The organism is Streptomyces sp. NPDC058086, from assembly GCF_042885015.1.
In the GTDB taxonomy this organism is placed as follows: domain Bacteria; phylum Actinomycetota; class Actinomycetes; order Streptomycetales; family Streptomycetaceae; genus Streptomyces.
Genome location: NZ_JBHVST010000001.1, coordinates 167,722 through 183,287, shown reverse-complemented (window position 1 = coordinate 183,287; position 15,566 = coordinate 167,722). Strand labels below are relative to the sequence as shown.

Below are 15,566 nucleotides of genomic sequence, written 5' to 3'. Positions count from 1 at the left end.
TAGATGCCGCGCAGTCTCAAGAAGGGACCCTTCGTTGACGGCCACCTCGTAAAGAAGGTGGACGCTCAGAACGAAGCCGGTACCAAGAACGTCATCAAGACCTGGTCCCGTCGCTCGATGATCATCCCGGCCATGCTCGGCCACACGATCGCGGTGCACAACGGCAAGACCCACATTCCGGTGTTTGTCACCGAGTCGATGGTCGGCCACAAGCTCGGCGAGTTCTCGCCGACGCGCACCTTCCGGGGTCACGTCAAGGACGACCGGAAGTCGAAGCGCCGCTAACGCGGGGTGGAATGACCATGACAGACACTGGAAGGACAACCATGGAAGCCAGGGCCCAGGCGCGGTACATCCGCGTTACGCCCATGAAGGCCCGCCGCGTGGTGGACCTTATCCGTGGCATGGATGCCACGGAGGCTCAGGCGGTCCTGCGTTTCGCCCCGCAGGCCGCGAGCGTGCCGGTCGGCAAGGTGCTTGACAGCGCCATTGCCAACGCCGCGCACAACTACGACCACACCGACGCCGACAGCCTCTTCATCTCCGAGGCGTACGTCGACGAGGGTCCGACCCTGAAGCGGTTCCGTCCGCGCGCCCAGGGCCGTGCCTACCGGATCCGCAAGCGGACCAGCCACATCACCGTGGTCGTCAGCAGCAAGGAAGGAACCCGGTAATGGGCCAGAAGGTTAACCCGCATGGGTTCCGGCTCGGCATCACCACGGACTTCAAGTCCCGTTGGTACGCCGACAAGCTGTACAAGGACTACGTCAAGGAAGACGTCGCCATCCGTCGGATGATGACGTCCGGCATGGAGCGCGCCGGCATCTCGAAGGTTGAGATCGAGCGCACCCGTGACCGCGTGCGGGTGGACATCCACACCGCGCGTCCCGGCATCGTCATCGGCCGCCGTGGCGCCGAGGCCGACCGCATCCGCGGTGACCTCGAGAAGCTCACGGGCAAGCAGGTCCAGCTGAACATCCTCGAGGTCAAGAACCCCGAGACCGACGCTCAGCTGGTTGCTCAGGCCGTTGCCGAGCAGCTGTCCTCCCGCGTCTCCTTCCGCCGTGCCATGCGTAAGAGCATGCAGGGCACGATGAAGGCCGGCGCCAAGGGCATCAAGATCCAGTGTGGTGGCCGTCTCGGCGGCGCCGAGATGTCCCGCTCGGAGTTCTACCGCGAGGGCCGTGTGCCCCTGCACACGCTCCGCGCGAACGTCGACTACGGCTTCTTCGAGGCCAAGACGACCTTCGGCCGTATCGGTGTGAAGGTCTGGATCTACAAGGGCGACGTCAAGAACATCGCCGAGGTCCGCGCCGAGAACGCCGCTGCCCGCGCCGGCAACCGTCCGGCCCGTGGTGGCGGCAACGACCGCCCGGCCGGCCGTGGTGGCCGTGGTGGCGAGCGTGGCGGCCGCGGCCGCAAGCCGCAGCAGGCTCCCGCTGCCGAGGCCCCCAAGGCCGAGGCTCCGGCGGCTGCCGCTCCGGCTGAGAGCACCGGAACGGAGGCCTGACCGACATGCTGATCCCCCGTAGGGTCAAGCACCGCAAGCAGCACCACCCCAAGCGCCGTGGTCAGGCCAAGGGCGGTACGCAGGTTTCGTTCGGCGAGTACGGCATTCAGGCCCTCACGCCGGCGTACGTGACGAACCGCCAGATCGAGGCCGCCCGTATCGCGATGACCCGCCACATCAAGCGTGGCGGCAAGGTCTGGATCAACATCTACCCGGACCGCCCGCTCACGAAGAAGCCTGCCGAGACCCGCATGGGTTCCGGTAAGGGTTCGCCGGAGTGGTGGATCGCGAACGTGCACCCGGGCCGGGTCATGTTCGAACTGTCCTACCCCAACGAGAAGATCGCCCGTGAGGCCCTCACTCGCGCAGCCCACAAGCTGCCGATGAAGTGCCGGATCGTCAAGCGCGAGGCAGGTGAAGCGTGATGTCGGCCGGTACCAAGGCGTCCGAGCTGCGCGAACTGGGTGACGAGGAGCTTCTCGCGAAGCTTCGCGAAGCCAAGGAAGAGCTGTTCAACCTCCGCTTCCAGGCGGCGACCGGTCAGCTCGAGAACCACGGTCGGCTCAAGGCCGTCCGCAAGGACATCGCGCGGATCTACACCCTGATGCGTGAGCGCGAGCTGGGCATCGAAACGGTGGAGAGCGCCTGATGAGCGAGAGCAACGTGACCGAGAACACCACTGAGGCGCGCGGATTCCGCAAGACCCGTGAGGGTCTCGTCGTCAGCGACAAGATGGACAAGACCGTCGTCGTCGCCGTCGAGGACCGCGTCAAGCACGCCCTGTACGGCAAGGTCATCCGCCGTACGAGCAAGCTGAAGGCCCACGACGAGCAGAACGCCGCGGGTATCGGCGACCGCGTCCTCCTCATGGAGACGCGTCCGCTGTCCACGACGAAGCGCTGGCGCATCGTGGAGATCCTCGAGAAGGCGAAGTAATCAAACGGGGGGCTCAGTCCCCCCGTTGCCCCCCGCCGGGGGCCTGCCGCACCGTCAGGTGCCCGGCCGCCGGCGGAGGTTTTCTCCCTCAACAGGCCAAGTAATTCCTGCGGGGCTTACCCGCAGGACGGTTCCGCCAGGCTCGCGGGGCGACCCGAAAGGGATCCCCGCGGGAACCGGCAGACAATCAGGAGATAGACGTGATCCAGCAGGAGTCGCGACTGCGTGTCGCCGACAACACGGGGGCGAAGGAAATCCTTTGCATCCGTGTGCTCGGTGGCTCCGGTCGCCGCTACGCGGGCATCGGTGACGTCATCGTCGCCACCGTCAAGGACGCGATCCCCGGCGGCAACGTGAAGAAGGGTGACGTCGTCAAGGCGGTCATCGTTCGCACCGTCAAGGAGCGCCGCCGTCCGGACGGCTCGTACATCCGCTTCGACGAGAACGCCGCCGTCATTCTGAAGAACGACGGCGACCCTCGCGGCACCCGTATCTTCGGCCCCGTCGGCCGTGAGCTGCGCGAGAAGAAGTTCATGAAGATCATCTCGCTCGCGCCGGAGGTGCTGTAAGCATGAAGATCAAGAAGGGTGACACGGTTCAGGTCATCACCGGCAAGGACAAGGGCAAGCAGGGCAAGGTCATTGCCGCTTACCCGCGCGACGAGCGCGTCCTGGTCGAGGGTGTCAACCGGGTCAAGAAGCACACCAAGGCCGGCCCGACCGCCAGCGGTTCCCAGGCCGGCGGCATCGTCACGACCGAGGCCCCGATTCACGTGAGCAACGTTCAGCTCGTCGTGGAGAAGGACGGCAACAAGGTCGTCACGCGTGTCGGTTACCGCTTCGACGATGAGGGCAACAAGGTTCGCGTTGCCAAGCGGACGGGTGAGGACATCTGATGGCTACCACCACGACTCCGCGTCTCAAGACGAAGTACCGCGAGGAGATCGCGGGCAAGCTGCGTGAGGAGTTCTCCTACGAGAACGTCATGCAGGTTCCCGGCCTCGTCAAGATTGTGGTCAACATGGGTGTCGGTGACGCCGCCCGTGACTCGAAGCTCATGGACGGTGCCGTCCGTGACCTGACCACGATCACCGGTCAGAAGCCGGCCGTCACCAAGGCCCGCAAGTCCATCGCGCAGTTCAAGCTGCGTGAGGGTCAGCCGATCGGTGCCCACGTCACGCTCCGTGGCGACCGCATGTGGGAGTTCCTGGACCGCACCCTGTCGCTCGCGCTGCCGCGCATCCGCGACTTCCGTGGTCTGTCCCCCAAGCAGTTCGACGGCCGTGGCAACTACACCTTCGGTCTCACGGAGCAGGTCATGTTCCACGAGATCGACCAGGACAAGATCGACCGTACCCGGGGCATGGACATCACCGTGGTGACCACGGCGACCAACGACGCTGAGGGCCGTGCCCTTCTCCGTCACCTCGGCTTCCCCTTCAAGGAGGCGTAAGCGAGATGGCGAAGAAGGCTCTGATTGCCAAGGCTGCTCGTAAGCCCAAGTTCGGCGTACGTGGCTACACGCGCTGCCAGCGCTGCGGCCGTCCGCACTCCGTGTACCGCAAGTTCGGCCTGTGCCGCGTCTGCCTTCGTGAGATGGCTCACCGTGGCGAGCTGCCGGGCGTGACCAAGAGCTCCTGGTAGTCCCCCCAACAAGGGATTCCAGGGCTCTCGGTAAGTAAAGGGTTCGGTCAGGTGCCCTGCCCTCCATGGCTTAGGCTAGGAGGGTTGGGCGCCTGACGCCCGTACGACTTACTACGCCGTAGGTCCCCGCACCGCACCCGTCCCGCCACTGAGTGGGGAGAGGGATGGCGCATACAGGAAACCCCGGCGAGAGAGGCCGAAGGCCAATTCATGACCATGACTGATCCCATCGCAGACATGCTTACTCGTCTGCGTAACGCGAACTCGGCGTACCACGACGATGTCGCGATGCCGCACAGCAAGATCAAGTCGCACATCGCGGAGATCCTCCAGCAGGAGGGCTTCATCACCGGCTGGAAGGTCGAGGACGCCGAGGTCGGCAAGAAGCTCGTCCTCGAGCTGAAGTTCGGCCCGAACCGTGAGCGCTCCATCGCGGGCATCAAGCGGATTTCGAAGCCGGGTCTGCGTGTGTACGCGAAGTCCACCTCCCTGCCCAAGGTGCTCGGTGGCCTCGGCGTGGCGATCATCTCCACGTCGCACGGTCTCCTCACCGACAAGCAGGCCGGCAAGAAGGGCGTAGGCGGAGAAGTTCTCGCCTACGTCTGGTAACGGAAGGGAACGGAGGAAACAGCTATGTCGCGTATTGGCAAGCTCCCCATCACGGTTCCCGCCGGCGTGGACGTCACCATCGACGGCCGTACGGTCCAGGTGAAGGGCCCCAAGGGCACCCTCTCCCACACCGTCGCGGCGCCGATCGAGGTCGCCAAGGGTGAGGACGGCATTCTCAATGTCACCCGCCCGAACGACGAGCGTCAGAACAAGGCCCTCCACGGCCTGTCCCGCACGCTGGTGGCGAACATGATCACCGGCGTGACCACGGGTTACGTGAAGAAGCTCGAGATCAGCGGTGTCGGTTACCGCGTCCTGGCGAAGGGTTCCAACCTGGAGTTCTCGCTCGGCTACAGCCACTCGATCACCGTCGAGGCCCCCGAAGGCATCACCTTCAAGGTCGAGAACCCGACGCGGTTCTCGGTCGAGGGCATCGACAAGCAGAAGGTCGGAGAGGTTGCGGCCAACATCCGCAAGCTGCGCAAGCCCGACCCGTACAAGGCCAAGGGCGTCAAGTACGAAGGCGAAGTCATCCGCCGCAAGGTCGGAAAGGCGGGTAAGTAAGCCATGGCATACGGTGTCAAGATTGCTAAGGGCGACGCTTACAAGCGTGCTGCCATCAAGCGTCGCCACATCCGGATCCGTAAGCACATCTCGGGTACGGCTGAGCGTCCGCGCCTGGTCGTGACGCGCTCCAACCGTCACATCGTGGCCCAGGTCATCGACGACGTTAAGGGTCACACCCTCGCGTCGGCGTCGACCCTGGACACCACGGTCCGTGGTGCCGAGGGCGACAAGTCCGCGCAGGCCAAGTCGGTCGGCGCCCTTGTCGCCGAGCGCGCCAAGGCCGCCGGTGTCGAGGCTGTCGTATTCGACCGTGGTGGAAACCAGTACGCCGGGCGCATTGCCGCTCTGGCGGACGCCGCCCGCGAAGCCGGACTCAAGTTCTGAGTCGGTTCCGTAGCTAGCGGAAACAGAGAGAGGTAATTCCAATGGCTGGACCCCAGCGCCGCGGAAGCGGTGCCGGTGGCGGCGAGCGGCGGGACCGGAAGGGCCGTGACGGCGGCGCTGCTGCCGAGAAGACCGCGTACGTTGAGCGCGTTGTCGCGATCAACCGCGTCGCCAAGGTTGTGAAGGGTGGTCGTCGCTTCAGCTTCACCGCGCTGGTCGTGGTGGGCGATGGTGACGGCACCGTCGGTGTTGGTTACGGCAAGGCCAAGGAGGTGCCGGCCGCCATCGCCAAGGGTGTTGAGGAGGCCAAGAAGCACTTCTTCAAGGTCCCCCGTATCCAGGGCACCATCCCGCACCCGATCACGGGCGAGAAGGCTGCGGGCGTCGTCCTGCTCAAGCCTGCTTCCCCCGGTACCGGCGTTATCGCCGGTGGCCCGGTGCGTGCGGTGCTCGAGTGCGCCGGCGTTCACGACATCCTGTCGAAGTCGCTCGGCTCGTCCAACGCGATCAACATCGTGCACGCGACCGTGGCGGCCCTCAAGGGCCTGCAGCGTCCCGAGGAGATCGCGGCCCGCCGCGGTCTGCCCCTCGAGGACGTCGCCCCCGCGGCTCTGCTTCGTGCACGTGCGGGAGCGGGTGCGTAATCATGGCTCAGCTCAGGATCACGCAGACGAAGTCGTACATCGGCAGCAAGCAGAACCACCGCGACACCCTGCGTTCGCTCGGGCTCAAGCGCCTGAACGACGTGGTCGTCAAGGAGGACCGCCCCGAGTTCCGCGGAATGGTGCACACCGTCCGCCACCTCGTGACGGTTGAGGAGGTCGACTGATCATGGCGGAGAACAACCCGCTCAAGATCCACAACCTCCGTCCCGCCCCGGGCGCCAAGACCGCCAAGACCCGTGTGGGTCGTGGTGAGGCGTCGAAGGGTAAGACGGCCGGTCGTGGTACCAAGGGCACGAAGGCCCGCTACCAGGTTCCGGAGCGCTTCGAGGGCGGGCAGATGCCCCTCCACATGCGTCTCCCGAAGCTGAAGGGCTTCAAGAACCCGTTCAAGACCGAGTTCCAGGTCGTGAACCTCGACAAGCTGGCCGCGCTGTACCCGGAGGGTGGCGAGGTCACCGTCGAGGGTCTCGTCGCCAAGGGTGCCGTTCGCAAGAACAGCCTCGTCAAGGTCCTCGGCCAGGGCGAGATCTCCGTCGCGCTGCAGGTTTCGGTTGACGCCGTTTCCGGCTCCGCCAAGGAGAAGATCACCGCCGCCGGCGGTACCGTCACCGAGCTCGTCTGATCTTTTCAGGCGTCTCGATGACATGAGCGATCCCGACCGGGGGTGCCCTATAAAAGGGGTATCCCCGGTTGGTCGTTCCTAGGGGGGCAGTCTCGCCGGTAAGGTGGCCTGCACTGCCGACTTTCGTCCGGCGTTCCATCGGGCGGCAGTCGACCGATACCTACCTATTCGTCGAACCTCAAGACCGTCACCTCTGACGCAGTTGCGCGGGGGTCGCAGGAGGCACCGTGCTCACCGCGTTCGCCCGGGCGTTCAAGACGCCCGACCTGCGCAAGAAGCTGCTCTTCACGCTCGCCATCATCGTGGTCTACCGGGTCGGTACCCACGTACCGATCCCAGGTGTCGACTACAAGAACGTCCAGACCTGTATCGACGTGGCCAAGGGCAACCAGGGTCTGTTCGGGCTGGTCAACATGTTCAGTGGTGGCGCACTGCTGCAGATCACGATCTTCGCGCTCGGCATCATGCCGTACATCACGGCGAGCATCATTCTGCAGCTGCTGACGGTGGTGATCCCGCGCCTCGAAGCCCTCAAGAAGGAGGGTTCGGCCGGCACCGCGAAGATCACGCAGTACACCCGTTACCTGACGGTGGCGCTGGCGATCCTGCAGGGCACCGGCCTTGTCGCGACCGCCCGCAGCGGCGCCCTGTTCAGTGGCTGCCAGGTCGCCAACCAGATCGTTCCTGACCAGTCGATCTTCCAGACCGTCGTGATGGTCGTCACCATGACCGCCGGTACCGGCGTCGTCATGTGGCTCGGCGAGCTCATCACCGACCGCGGCATCGGCAACGGCATGTCGATCCTCATGTTCATCTCGATCGCCGCCACCTTCCCGTCCGCGCTGTGGGCGATCAAGACTCAGGGCACGCTGGCCGGCGGCTGGATCGAGTTCGGCACCGTGATCCTGGTCGGGCTGGTCATGGTCGGCCTGGTCGTCTTCGTCGAGCAGGCCCAGCGCCGCGTTCCGGTCCAGTACGCGAAGCGCATGATCGGCCGCCGGTCCTACGGCGGTACGTCCACTTACATCCCGTTGAAGGTGAATCAGGCGGGTGTGATTCCCGTCATCTTCGCGTCGTCGCTGCTCTACATCCCGGCGCTGATCGCTCAGTTCTCCAAGGACACTTCCGGCTGGAAAACCTGGGTTGAGCAGAATCTGACCAAGGGTAACCACCCGATTTACATCACCATGTACTTTTTGCTGATCGTCTTCTTCGCGTTCTTCTATGTGGCGATCTCCTTCAACCCCGAAGAAGTCGCCGACAACATGAAGAAGTATGGTGGCTTCATCCCGGGCATCCGGGCTGGCCGACCGACCGCTGAGTACCTCAGTTACGTGCTCAACAGGATCACCTGGCCGGGTTCGCTGTATCTGGGTCTGATCGCTCTCGTACCGACGGTGGCGTTGGTTGGCTTCGGGGCAAGCCAGAACTTCCCGTTCGGTGGTACCAGCATCCTGATCATCGTGGGTGTCGGTCTCGAGACGGTGAAGCAGATCGAGAGCCAGCTTCAGCAGCGCAATTACGAAGGGTTCCTCCGCTGATGCGAATCGTCCTCGTCGGGCCGCCCGGTGCCGGGAAGGGAACGCAGGCCGCGTTCCTCGCCAAGAACCTGGGGATTCCGCACATCTCCACGGGCGACCTCTTCCGCGCCAACATCAGCCAGGGCACGGAGCTGGGCAAGCAGGCCAAGGCGTACATGGACGCCGGCAACCTGGTGCCGGACGAGGTCACCATCGGGATGGCCAAGGACCGCATGGAGCAGCCGGACGCCGCGAACGGCTTCCTGCTGGACGGCTTCCCTCGTAACGTCTCGCAGGCCGAGGCCCTCGACGAGATGCTCGAGGCCGAGGAAATGAAGCTGGACGCGGTGCTGGACCTGGAGGTCCCCGAGGACGAGGTGGTCAAGCGCATCGCGGGCCGCCGCATCTGCCGCAACGACTCGTCGCACGTCTTCCACGTGACGTACAAGCAGCCGAAGAGCGAAGGCGTCTGCGACGTCTGTGGCGGCGAGCTGTACCAGCGTGACGACGACTCCGAGGACACGGTGCGCAAGCGCCTGGAGGTCTACCACACCCAGACCGAGCCGATCATCGACTACTACAAGTCCCAGGGCTTGGTGGTCACGATCTCGGCCCTCGGCAAGGTGGAAGAGGTCACGGAACGCGCCATGGGGGCGCTGCCGCGGCCCTGATCAGGGTTGTAAGGACGAAGACAAGGCTGCTCCGGCTGGTCCGGAGCAGCCTTTGTCGTGATCGTCGGGTGATGACTTGATGTGGACATGCTCTGTTCGCGTGAACTAGTGTTCGGATCACTGCAATCTCACCGCCAACACCGGTGATGTGCAACCTCGTTGGGGAAAGAGACCGCTTTCCGGCTTCCGGACGGCGAAGCCGCAAGACGAGAGCCGCTGGTTCCCGGTATTGACCCGGCGTTGACCGGGGTGCGGCCGTGACCGGCGGGACCACGTGTTGGCACGCCGCCGGGGGCCGTACTGTTGTGGTGTACAAAACCGGGCTCGCACCCGTGAGAAACCCTTGAGAAGGCAGAGCTGATGGTGCAGATCAAGACCCCCGAGCAGATCGCCAAGATGCGTGAGGCGGGGCTGGTCGTCGCCGCCATCCACGCGGCGACGCGTGAGGCGGCGGTGCCGGGTGCGACGACGAAGGACCTGGACGAGGTCGCGCGCAAGGTGCTCGCGGAGCACGACGCGAAGCCGAACTTCCTCGGCTACGGCGGATTCCCTGCGACGATCTGCACCTCGGTGAACGAGGTCGTGGTCCACGGCATCCCGTCCGACGAGGTCGTCCTCAAGGACGGCGACGTCATCTCCATCGACGCCGGCGCGATCATCGACGGCTGGCACGGCGACGCCGCGTTCACCGCGTTCGTCGGCACGGGGCACGCTCCGGAGCTGGTCGAGCTCTCCCGGGTGACCGAGGAGTCGATGTGGGCCGGCATCGCGGCCATGAAGCTCGGCAACCGCCTGATCGACGTCTCCCGCGCCATCGAGACGTACATCCGCCGCCAGCCGAAGCCCGGCGGCGGCAAGTACGGAATCATCGAGGACTACGGCGGCCACGGCATCGGCACCGAGATGCACATGGACCCGCACCTGCTGAACTACGTCGAGAAGCGGCGCGGCAAGGGTCCGAAGCTGGTCCCCGGCTTCTGCCTGGCCATCGAGCCGATGGTGTCCTTGGGCACGCCGAGGACCGAGGTGCTGGAGGACGACTGGACCGTCATCACGACGGACGGCACGTGGTCCTCGCACTGGGAGCATTCGGTGGCGTTGACGGAGCAGGGTCCGCTGGTTCTCACGGCCCTGGACGGCGGCAGGGCGAAGTTGGCGGAGTACGGGGTCACGGCGGCGCCGGATCCGCTGGTTTGACGGTGGTCTGCGCCACGGCCGTCGGTCGGAGGCCGGCGCAGCCGCTCGAAGCTTGTGAGGCGCCTCGGCGCCGAGCCCGCGAGAGGGGCGTGGGGGGGTTGGTCGGCTGGACCGTCATCACGACGGACGGCACGTGGTCCTCGCACTGGGAGCATTCGGTGGCGTTGACGGAGCAGGGTCCGCTGGTCCTCACGGCCCCGGACGGCGGCAGGGCGAAGTTGGCGGAGCACGGGGTCACGGCGGCGCCGGATCCGCTGGTTTGACGGCGCCGGGCCGCTGGACTGACGGCGGCAGGCGAGGTCGGCGGAGCGCGGGGTCGCGTGCCGGACCCGTCGTCCGGATCTGTCGGTGTGGCCGGGCGGTGGCCCGTGCCGGGGCTGCCGGTCGATGCCTGTGGTTCTGCCCGGCCGCCGGAGCGCGGGGCGCCGTGGCTACCCGAGTGGCCGGCGCAGGACTACGGCGGGTGGCGACGTGGTCGCCGTACGTCCCCACGACTCCGGTACGGAACGCCCGCGCGGCGGCCTGCGGTCACGCGCCGCCGACCCCAGTTGCTTAAAGATCTCCATAGCGGGGCATTCTTTCTCGATTCGTCTTTCCGAGGGCCCTGAAGTAGACTGACTCGTCGGCTCTCGTGCACCCGCATGTCTGCATGCGCTCGTGCGAAGTCGATCAAGGTAGTCGATTCGAAGGGCGAAGCGTGGCCAAGAAGCAAGGTGCCATCGAGATCGAGGGCACTGTCGTCGAGTCTCTTCCGAACGCCATGTTCAAGGTTGAGCTCCAGAACGGCCACCAGGTTCTGGCACACATCAGCGGCAAGATGCGTATGCACTACATCCGCATCCTCCCTGACGACCGGGTCGTGGTGGAGCTGTCTCCGTACGACCTCACGCGTGGCCGGATCGTCTACCGCTACAAGTAGATCTTGCCTTTACTCCGTGTTCCCGGTTCCGGGACGCGGGGGGTGGCACTGACCCGGAGAACCTCACCCAATGAAGGTCAAGCCGAGCGTCAAGAAGATCTGCGACAAGTGCAGGGTGATCCGCCGTCACGGTCGGGTCATGGTCATCTGCGAAAACCCGCGCCACAAGCAGCGCCAGGGCTGACGCACGACCGCACCTTCTGCACCCGCAGATACTTCGCGCGACGCAAGCAGTACATGTTCATACGCAGAATCCAGGGCTGACTCTCATCAGGCCTGACACCCCCGGTCGGAGGCCGGGGACCCGGTTCGTACCGAATCTTCAGCATGAAGAGGACGGCGGGCGGGATCCGGTTCTGCGGAAGACCTCCGAACGACAACTGGAGCCATTGAATGGCACGCGTTTCCGGTGTTGACATCCCGCGCGAAAAGCGTGTGGAGGTCGCCCTGACCTACGTGTTCGGCATCGGCCGGACCCTTTCCCAGCAGACGCTGGCCGAGACCGGCGTGAACCCGAACACCCGCGTTCGTGACCTCTCCGAAGAAGAGCTGGTCAAGATCCGCGAGTACGTGGACGCCAACATCAAGACCGAGGGTGACCTCCGTCGCGAGATCCAGGGCGACATTCGCCGCAAGATCGAGATTGGCTGCTACCAGGGTATTCGCCACCGCCGTGGCCTGCCCGTCCACGGTCAGCGCACCAGCACGAACGCTCGTACCCGCAAGGGCCCGCGTCGCGCCATCGCCGGTAAGAAGAAGCCGGGCAAGAAGTAGTCCTCAGCGGACGCTTATCAGCGGTCTTCGCTGTAGGACCGACCACCTCCCGTAGGAGTAATAGATGCCCCCCAAGGGTCGTCAGGGCGCTGCCAAGAAGGTGCGCCGCAAGGAAAAGAAGAACGTCGCTCACGGGCACGCTCACATCAAGAGCACGTTCAACAACACGATCGTCTCGATCACGGACCCCGCGGGCAACGTGATCTCTTGGGCCTCCGCCGGCCACGTCGGCTTCAAGGGCTCGCGCAAGTCCACCCCCTTCGCCGCGCAGATGGCCGCCGAGTCGGCTGCCCGTCGCGCGCAGGAGCACGGCATGCGCAAGGTTGACGTCTTCGTGAAGGGCCCGGGCTCCGGTCGCGAGACCGCGATCCGCTCCCTCCAGGCCACTGGCCTCGAGGTCGGCTCCATCCAGGACGTCACCCCCACCCCGCACAACGGCTGCCGTCCGCCCAAGCGCCGCCGCGTCTGAGGCTCGGTTGTCTTGAGGTTCCGGGCGGTACGACTCTTCGGAGGCGTGCCGCCCGTACCCTTGCAGTAGCAGCAGGGCGTCAAATAGCGGGCGCCCATGACTGAAGGATCGCAACATGCTGATTGCTCAGCGTCCCTCGTTGACCGAAGAGGTCGTCGACGAATTCCGCTCCCGGTTCGTGATCGAGCCGCTGGAGCCGGGCTTCGGCTACACCCTCGGCAACTCCCTGCGCCGGACCCTCCTCTCCTCGATCCCGGGTGCGGCGGTCACGTCCATCCGCATCGACGGCGTTCTGCACGAGTTCACCACCGTGCCGGGCGTCAAGGAGGACGTCACCGACCTGATCCTCAACATCAAGCAGCTGGTCGTCTCCTCGGAGCACGACGAGCCGGTCGTGATGTACCTGCGCAAGCAGGGCCCGGGTCTGGTCACCGCCGCCGACATCGCGCCCCCGGCCGGTGTCGAGGTACACAACCCCGACCTCGTCCTCGCCACGCTCAACGGCAAGGGCAAGCTGGAGATGGAGCTGACCGTCGAGCGCGGTCGCGGCTACGTCTCCGCCGTTCAGAACAAGCAGGTCGGTCAGGAGATCGGGCGCATCCCGGTCGACTCGATCTACTCGCCGGTGCTGAAGGTCACGTACAAGGTCGAGGCGACCCGTGTCGAGCAGCGCACCGACTTCGACAAGCTGATCGTCGACGTCGAGACCAAGCAGGCCATGCGTCCCCGTGACGCCATGGCGTCGGCCGGTAAGACCCTGGTCGAGCTGTTCGGTCTGGCCCGCGAGCTCAACATCGACGCCGAGGGCATCGACATGGGCCCGTCCCCCACGGACGCCGCCCTCGCCGCGGACCTCGCGCTGCCGATCGAGGAGCTCGAGCTCACCGTTCGTTCCTACAACTGCCTCAAGCGTGAGGGCATCCACTCCGTGGGTGAGCTCGTCGCCCGCTCCGAGGCCGACCTCCTGGACATCCGCAACTTCGGTGCGAAGTCCATCGACGAGGTCAAGGCGAAGCTGGCCGGCATGGGCCTGGCCCTCAAGGACAGCCCGCCCGGATTCGACCCCACCGCTGCGGCGGACGCGTTCGGCGCGGACGACGACGCGGACGCGGGCTTTGTGGAGACCGAGCAGTACTAAGAGCTCGGGTTCCACTGCCGGTTCTAGGCTGCGGACCGGTTCTTGGCTGGTCGCGCAGTTCCCCGCGCCCCTTACGGGGCGCGGGTCCTCCGGTGCCTTGAAAGAGGTGGCCGGATCTCCGACGGGCAATCGCCCGCTCGGACACTGACCCCGGTACCTGATACGGCCGGGGCAGACACCTAGGAGAAACACCATGCCGAAGCCCACCAAGGGTGCCCGTCTGGGCGGCAGTGCCGCGCACGAGAAGCTGCTCCTCGCGAACCTCGCGAAGTCGCTCTTCGAGCACGGCCGCATCACCACCACCGAGGCGAAGGCCCGTCGCCTGCGCCCGTACGCGGAGCGTCTGGTCACCAAGGCGAAGAAGGGTGACCTTCACAACCGCCGTCAGGTGCTCTCGGTGATCACGGACAAGAGCATCGTGCACACGCTCTTCACCGAGATCGGCCCGCGCTACGAGAACCGCCCGGGTGGCTACACCCGTATCACCAAGATCGGTAACCGCCGTGGCGACAACGCGCCCATGGCCGTCATCGAGCTGGTGGAGGCCCTGACCGTGGCCCAGCAGGCCACCGGTGAGGCCGAGGCGGCCACCAAGCGTGCCGCCAAGGACGCCGAGGTCAAGACCGAGGCTCCGGCCAAGGTTGAGGACGCCAAGGTCGAGGACGCCGCCGAGGCTCCCGCCGAGGAGTCGAAGGACGCCTGAGGCACTGCCTGGCTGTGAGCGGGTCCGTCCCTTCGGGGGCGGGCCCGCTTTCGTGTTCCGGCACAGATGCCGGCCTTGAGAGGATCTAGGTGTGAGTGACGAAGTACAGCCCGGGTTCGTACGGGTGCGTTTGGATCTGTCGTACGACGGGACCGAGTTCTCCGGGTGGGCCAAGCAGGCCTCGGGGCGCCGGACCGTGCAGGGGGAGATCGAGGACGCCCTCAGGACCGTCACGCGGTCCAGGGACACCACGTACGAGCTGACCGTCGCCGGGCGCACCGACGCGGGTGTGCACGCGCGCGGGCAGGTGGCGCACGTCGATCTTCCCGTCGAGCTGTGGGCCGAGCACGAGGAGAAGCTGCTCAAGCGGCTGGCCGGACGGCTGCCCAAGGACGTTCGGGTGTGGTCCCTGCGGGAGGCCCCCAGCGGGTTCAACGCCCGCTTCTCCGCTATCTGGCGGCGCTACGCGTACCGGGTCACCGACAACCCCGGGGGAGTGGATCCCCTGCTGCGCAGTCATGTCCTGTGGCACGACTGGCCGTTGGACGTCGACGCCATGAACGAGGCGGCCGAGCGGCTCGTGGGCGAGCACGACTTCGCCGCCTACTGCAAGAAGCGCGAGGGCGCCACGACCATTCGTACGCTCCAGAAGCTGAGCCTGGTGCGCGGGGACGACGGGGTCATCACCGCCACCGTCCGCGCCGACGCCTTCTGCCACAACATGGTGCGCTCGCTCATCGGTGCGCTGCTGTTCGTGGGGGACGGGCACCGGGGGCCCGACTGGCCCGGGAAGGTGCTCGCGGCCGGCGTACGGGACTCGGCCGTCCATGTCGTACGGCCGCACGGGCTGACACTGGAGGAGGTCGGCTACCCCGCGGACGAACTGCTCGCCGCGCGCAACAAGGAGGCGCGGAACCGGCGGACGCTGCCGGGTCGCGGCTGCTGCTGACGTGATCTCGGTCTCCCTGCACAGGGAGATTGGTCCCGTTTTGTAGCGTGCCGAAATGCGCGTGTAACCGGGATGTTCCCTGTTTATATCGCCCATCGTGCGCGATATCCGACTTAGTGCACAGGTTGTACCTTACAAAGCTCTTACCTCCCGGATATGATTTCGCTTCCCGGCCAATAGTTCGAAATGGGGTGGCTGGGGCGAGGGTGGGGGTCAGCGGGTCGTTTCCGGCCCGGGGGTGGGTTTTGCATGAGTTCAGTTGGTCCTGTCCGCACGGGTGGGCGCCGCGC

27 protein-coding genes are annotated in these 15,566 nt (G+C 65.7%); all 27 read left to right on the top strand.

Translation table 11 applies throughout. The annotated features are described in order from the left end of the window. The first annotated feature begins 3 nt into the window (after positions 1 to 3). The 27 genes from rpsS (at position 4) to truA (ending at position 15,276) form a co-directional block, all read left to right on the top strand. Positions 4 to 285, top strand: a complete 282-nt coding sequence (gene rpsS, locus ACFVWD_RS00855) for a 30S ribosomal protein S19 (RefSeq protein WP_015035577.1) — start codon at positions 4 to 6, stop codon at positions 283 to 285. Positions 286 to 326: 41 nt separating this feature from the next. Then, positions 327 to 674, top strand: a complete 348-nt coding sequence (gene rplV / locus ACFVWD_RS00850; RefSeq protein WP_003974262.1) for a 50S ribosomal protein L22 — start codon at positions 327 to 329, stop codon at positions 672 to 674. Continuing rightward, complete coding sequence (gene rpsC, locus ACFVWD_RS00845; RefSeq protein ID WP_067367107.1) at positions 674 to 1,510, top strand: 30S ribosomal protein S3; 837 nt, start codon at positions 674 to 676, stop codon at positions 1,508 to 1,510. Before rplV ends, rpsC begins: the two co-directional genes overlap by 1 nt. Before the next feature lie 5 nt (positions 1,511 to 1,515). Beyond that, a complete protein-coding gene (gene rplP, locus ACFVWD_RS00840; protein WP_010986348.1) occupies positions 1,516 to 1,935 on the top strand; it encodes a 50S ribosomal protein L16 in 420 nt (139 codons plus the stop codon). Next, positions 1,935 to 2,159 (top strand): 50S ribosomal protein L29, encoded by a 225-nt coding sequence (gene rpmC, locus ACFVWD_RS00835; protein ID WP_003998824.1) that lies wholly within the window; start codon positions 1,935 to 1,937, stop codon positions 2,157 to 2,159. The genes rplP and rpmC overlap by 1 nt, the downstream gene beginning before the upstream one ends. Beyond that, complete coding sequence (gene rpsQ / locus ACFVWD_RS00830; protein ID WP_099921127.1) at positions 2,159 to 2,446, top strand: 30S ribosomal protein S17; 288 nt, start codon at positions 2,159 to 2,161, stop codon at positions 2,444 to 2,446. The genes rpmC and rpsQ overlap by 1 nt, the downstream gene beginning before the upstream one ends. Positions 2,447 to 2,646: 200 nt before the next feature. After that, complete coding sequence (gene rplN, locus ACFVWD_RS00825) at positions 2,647 to 3,015, top strand: 50S ribosomal protein L14 (RefSeq protein WP_003998823.1); 369 nt, start codon at positions 2,647 to 2,649, stop codon at positions 3,013 to 3,015. A 2-nt stretch (positions 3,016 to 3,017) separates the two neighbouring features. Beyond that, a complete protein-coding gene (gene rplX / locus ACFVWD_RS00820) occupies positions 3,018 to 3,341 on the top strand; it encodes a 50S ribosomal protein L24 (protein ID WP_067367101.1) in 324 nt (107 codons plus the stop codon). Further along, on the top strand, positions 3,341 to 3,898 hold the full coding sequence (rplE, locus tag ACFVWD_RS00815; protein WP_075028517.1) for a 50S ribosomal protein L5: 558 nt from the start codon (positions 3,341 to 3,343) through the stop codon (positions 3,896 to 3,898). The genes rplX and rplE overlap by 1 nt, the downstream gene beginning before the upstream one ends. 5 nt (positions 3,899 to 3,903) lie before the next feature. Continuing rightward, positions 3,904 to 4,089, top strand: a complete 186-nt coding sequence (locus ACFVWD_RS00810; RefSeq protein WP_003948630.1) for a type Z 30S ribosomal protein S14 — start codon at positions 3,904 to 3,906, stop codon at positions 4,087 to 4,089. A gap of 210 nt (positions 4,090 to 4,299) precedes the next feature. Further along, positions 4,300 to 4,698 carry a 30S ribosomal protein S8 gene (gene rpsH / locus ACFVWD_RS00805; protein ID WP_055614920.1) on the top strand — a complete coding sequence of 133 codons (399 nt, stop codon included), beginning with the start codon at positions 4,300 to 4,302 and terminating at the stop codon, positions 4,696 to 4,698. A 24-nt stretch (positions 4,699 to 4,722) separates the two neighbouring features. Then, positions 4,723 to 5,262, top strand: coding sequence for a 50S ribosomal protein L6 (gene rplF, locus ACFVWD_RS00800; protein ID WP_067367096.1), 540 nt, complete (start codon positions 4,723 to 4,725; stop codon positions 5,260 to 5,262). 3 nt (positions 5,263 to 5,265) lie between these two features. After that, a complete protein-coding gene (gene rplR / locus ACFVWD_RS00795) occupies positions 5,266 to 5,649 on the top strand; it encodes a 50S ribosomal protein L18 (RefSeq protein WP_168510320.1) in 384 nt (127 codons plus the stop codon). Between the two features lie 41 nt (positions 5,650 to 5,690). Next, positions 5,691 to 6,293, top strand: a complete 603-nt coding sequence (rpsE, locus tag ACFVWD_RS00790; RefSeq protein WP_055513610.1) for a 30S ribosomal protein S5 — start codon at positions 5,691 to 5,693, stop codon at positions 6,291 to 6,293. A gap of 2 nt (positions 6,294 to 6,295) precedes the next feature. Next, the gene (gene rpmD / locus ACFVWD_RS00785; RefSeq protein ID WP_060901490.1) at positions 6,296 to 6,478 is read left to right on the top strand and encodes a 50S ribosomal protein L30; all 183 of its coding nucleotides are present in this window, start codon (positions 6,296 to 6,298) and stop codon (positions 6,476 to 6,478) included. A 2-nt stretch (positions 6,479 to 6,480) separates the two neighbouring features. Beyond that, positions 6,481 to 6,936, top strand: coding sequence for a 50S ribosomal protein L15 (gene rplO / locus ACFVWD_RS00780; protein ID WP_060901489.1), 456 nt, complete (start codon positions 6,481 to 6,483; stop codon positions 6,934 to 6,936). Between the two features lie 227 nt (positions 6,937 to 7,163). After that, the gene (gene secY, locus ACFVWD_RS00775; protein WP_067367088.1) at positions 7,164 to 8,477 is read left to right on the top strand and encodes a preprotein translocase subunit SecY; all 1,314 of its coding nucleotides are present in this window, start codon (positions 7,164 to 7,166) and stop codon (positions 8,475 to 8,477) included. Next, a complete protein-coding gene (locus tag ACFVWD_RS00770) occupies positions 8,477 to 9,127 on the top strand; it encodes an adenylate kinase (protein ID WP_389593087.1) in 651 nt (216 codons plus the stop codon). Before secY ends, ACFVWD_RS00770 begins: the two co-directional genes overlap by 1 nt. 360 nt (positions 9,128 to 9,487) lie before the next feature. Beyond that, positions 9,488 to 10,324, top strand: coding sequence for a type I methionyl aminopeptidase (map, locus tag ACFVWD_RS00765; protein WP_389593085.1), 837 nt, complete (start codon positions 9,488 to 9,490; stop codon positions 10,322 to 10,324). An 89-nt stretch (positions 10,325 to 10,413) separates the two neighbouring features. After that, entirely contained in the window at positions 10,414 to 10,587 is a 174-nt protein-coding gene (locus ACFVWD_RS00760) for a hypothetical protein (RefSeq protein WP_389593083.1), read from the top strand. 434 nt (positions 10,588 to 11,021) lie between these two features. After that, positions 11,022 to 11,243 (top strand): translation initiation factor IF-1, encoded by a 222-nt coding sequence (infA, locus tag ACFVWD_RS00755; RefSeq protein ID WP_003948620.1) that lies wholly within the window; start codon positions 11,022 to 11,024, stop codon positions 11,241 to 11,243. Between the two features lie 70 nt (positions 11,244 to 11,313). Further along, positions 11,314 to 11,427, top strand: coding sequence for a 50S ribosomal protein L36 (gene rpmJ, locus ACFVWD_RS00750; RefSeq protein WP_003998809.1), 114 nt, complete (start codon positions 11,314 to 11,316; stop codon positions 11,425 to 11,427). A 209-nt stretch (positions 11,428 to 11,636) separates the two neighbouring features. Beyond that, positions 11,637 to 12,017: a 30S ribosomal protein S13 gene (gene rpsM, locus ACFVWD_RS00745; protein ID WP_037626962.1), complete on the top strand. Its 381-nt coding sequence runs from the start codon at positions 11,637 to 11,639 to the stop codon at positions 12,015 to 12,017. Between the two features lie 64 nt (positions 12,018 to 12,081). Beyond that, positions 12,082 to 12,486 (top strand): 30S ribosomal protein S11, encoded by a 405-nt coding sequence (rpsK, locus tag ACFVWD_RS00740; RefSeq protein WP_006376016.1) that lies wholly within the window; start codon positions 12,082 to 12,084, stop codon positions 12,484 to 12,486. A 115-nt stretch (positions 12,487 to 12,601) separates the two neighbouring features. Next, entirely contained in the window at positions 12,602 to 13,624 is a 1,023-nt protein-coding gene (locus tag ACFVWD_RS00735; RefSeq protein WP_003966937.1) for a DNA-directed RNA polymerase subunit alpha, read from the top strand. A gap of 193 nt (positions 13,625 to 13,817) precedes the next feature. Continuing rightward, complete coding sequence (gene rplQ / locus ACFVWD_RS00730) at positions 13,818 to 14,327, top strand: 50S ribosomal protein L17 (RefSeq protein ID WP_060895277.1); 510 nt, start codon at positions 13,818 to 13,820, stop codon at positions 14,325 to 14,327. A 91-nt stretch (positions 14,328 to 14,418) separates the two neighbouring features. Next, entirely contained in the window at positions 14,419 to 15,276 is an 858-nt protein-coding gene (truA, locus tag ACFVWD_RS00725; protein ID WP_389593081.1) for a tRNA pseudouridine(38-40) synthase TruA, read from the top strand. Positions 15,277 to 15,566 lie beyond the last annotated feature (290 nt).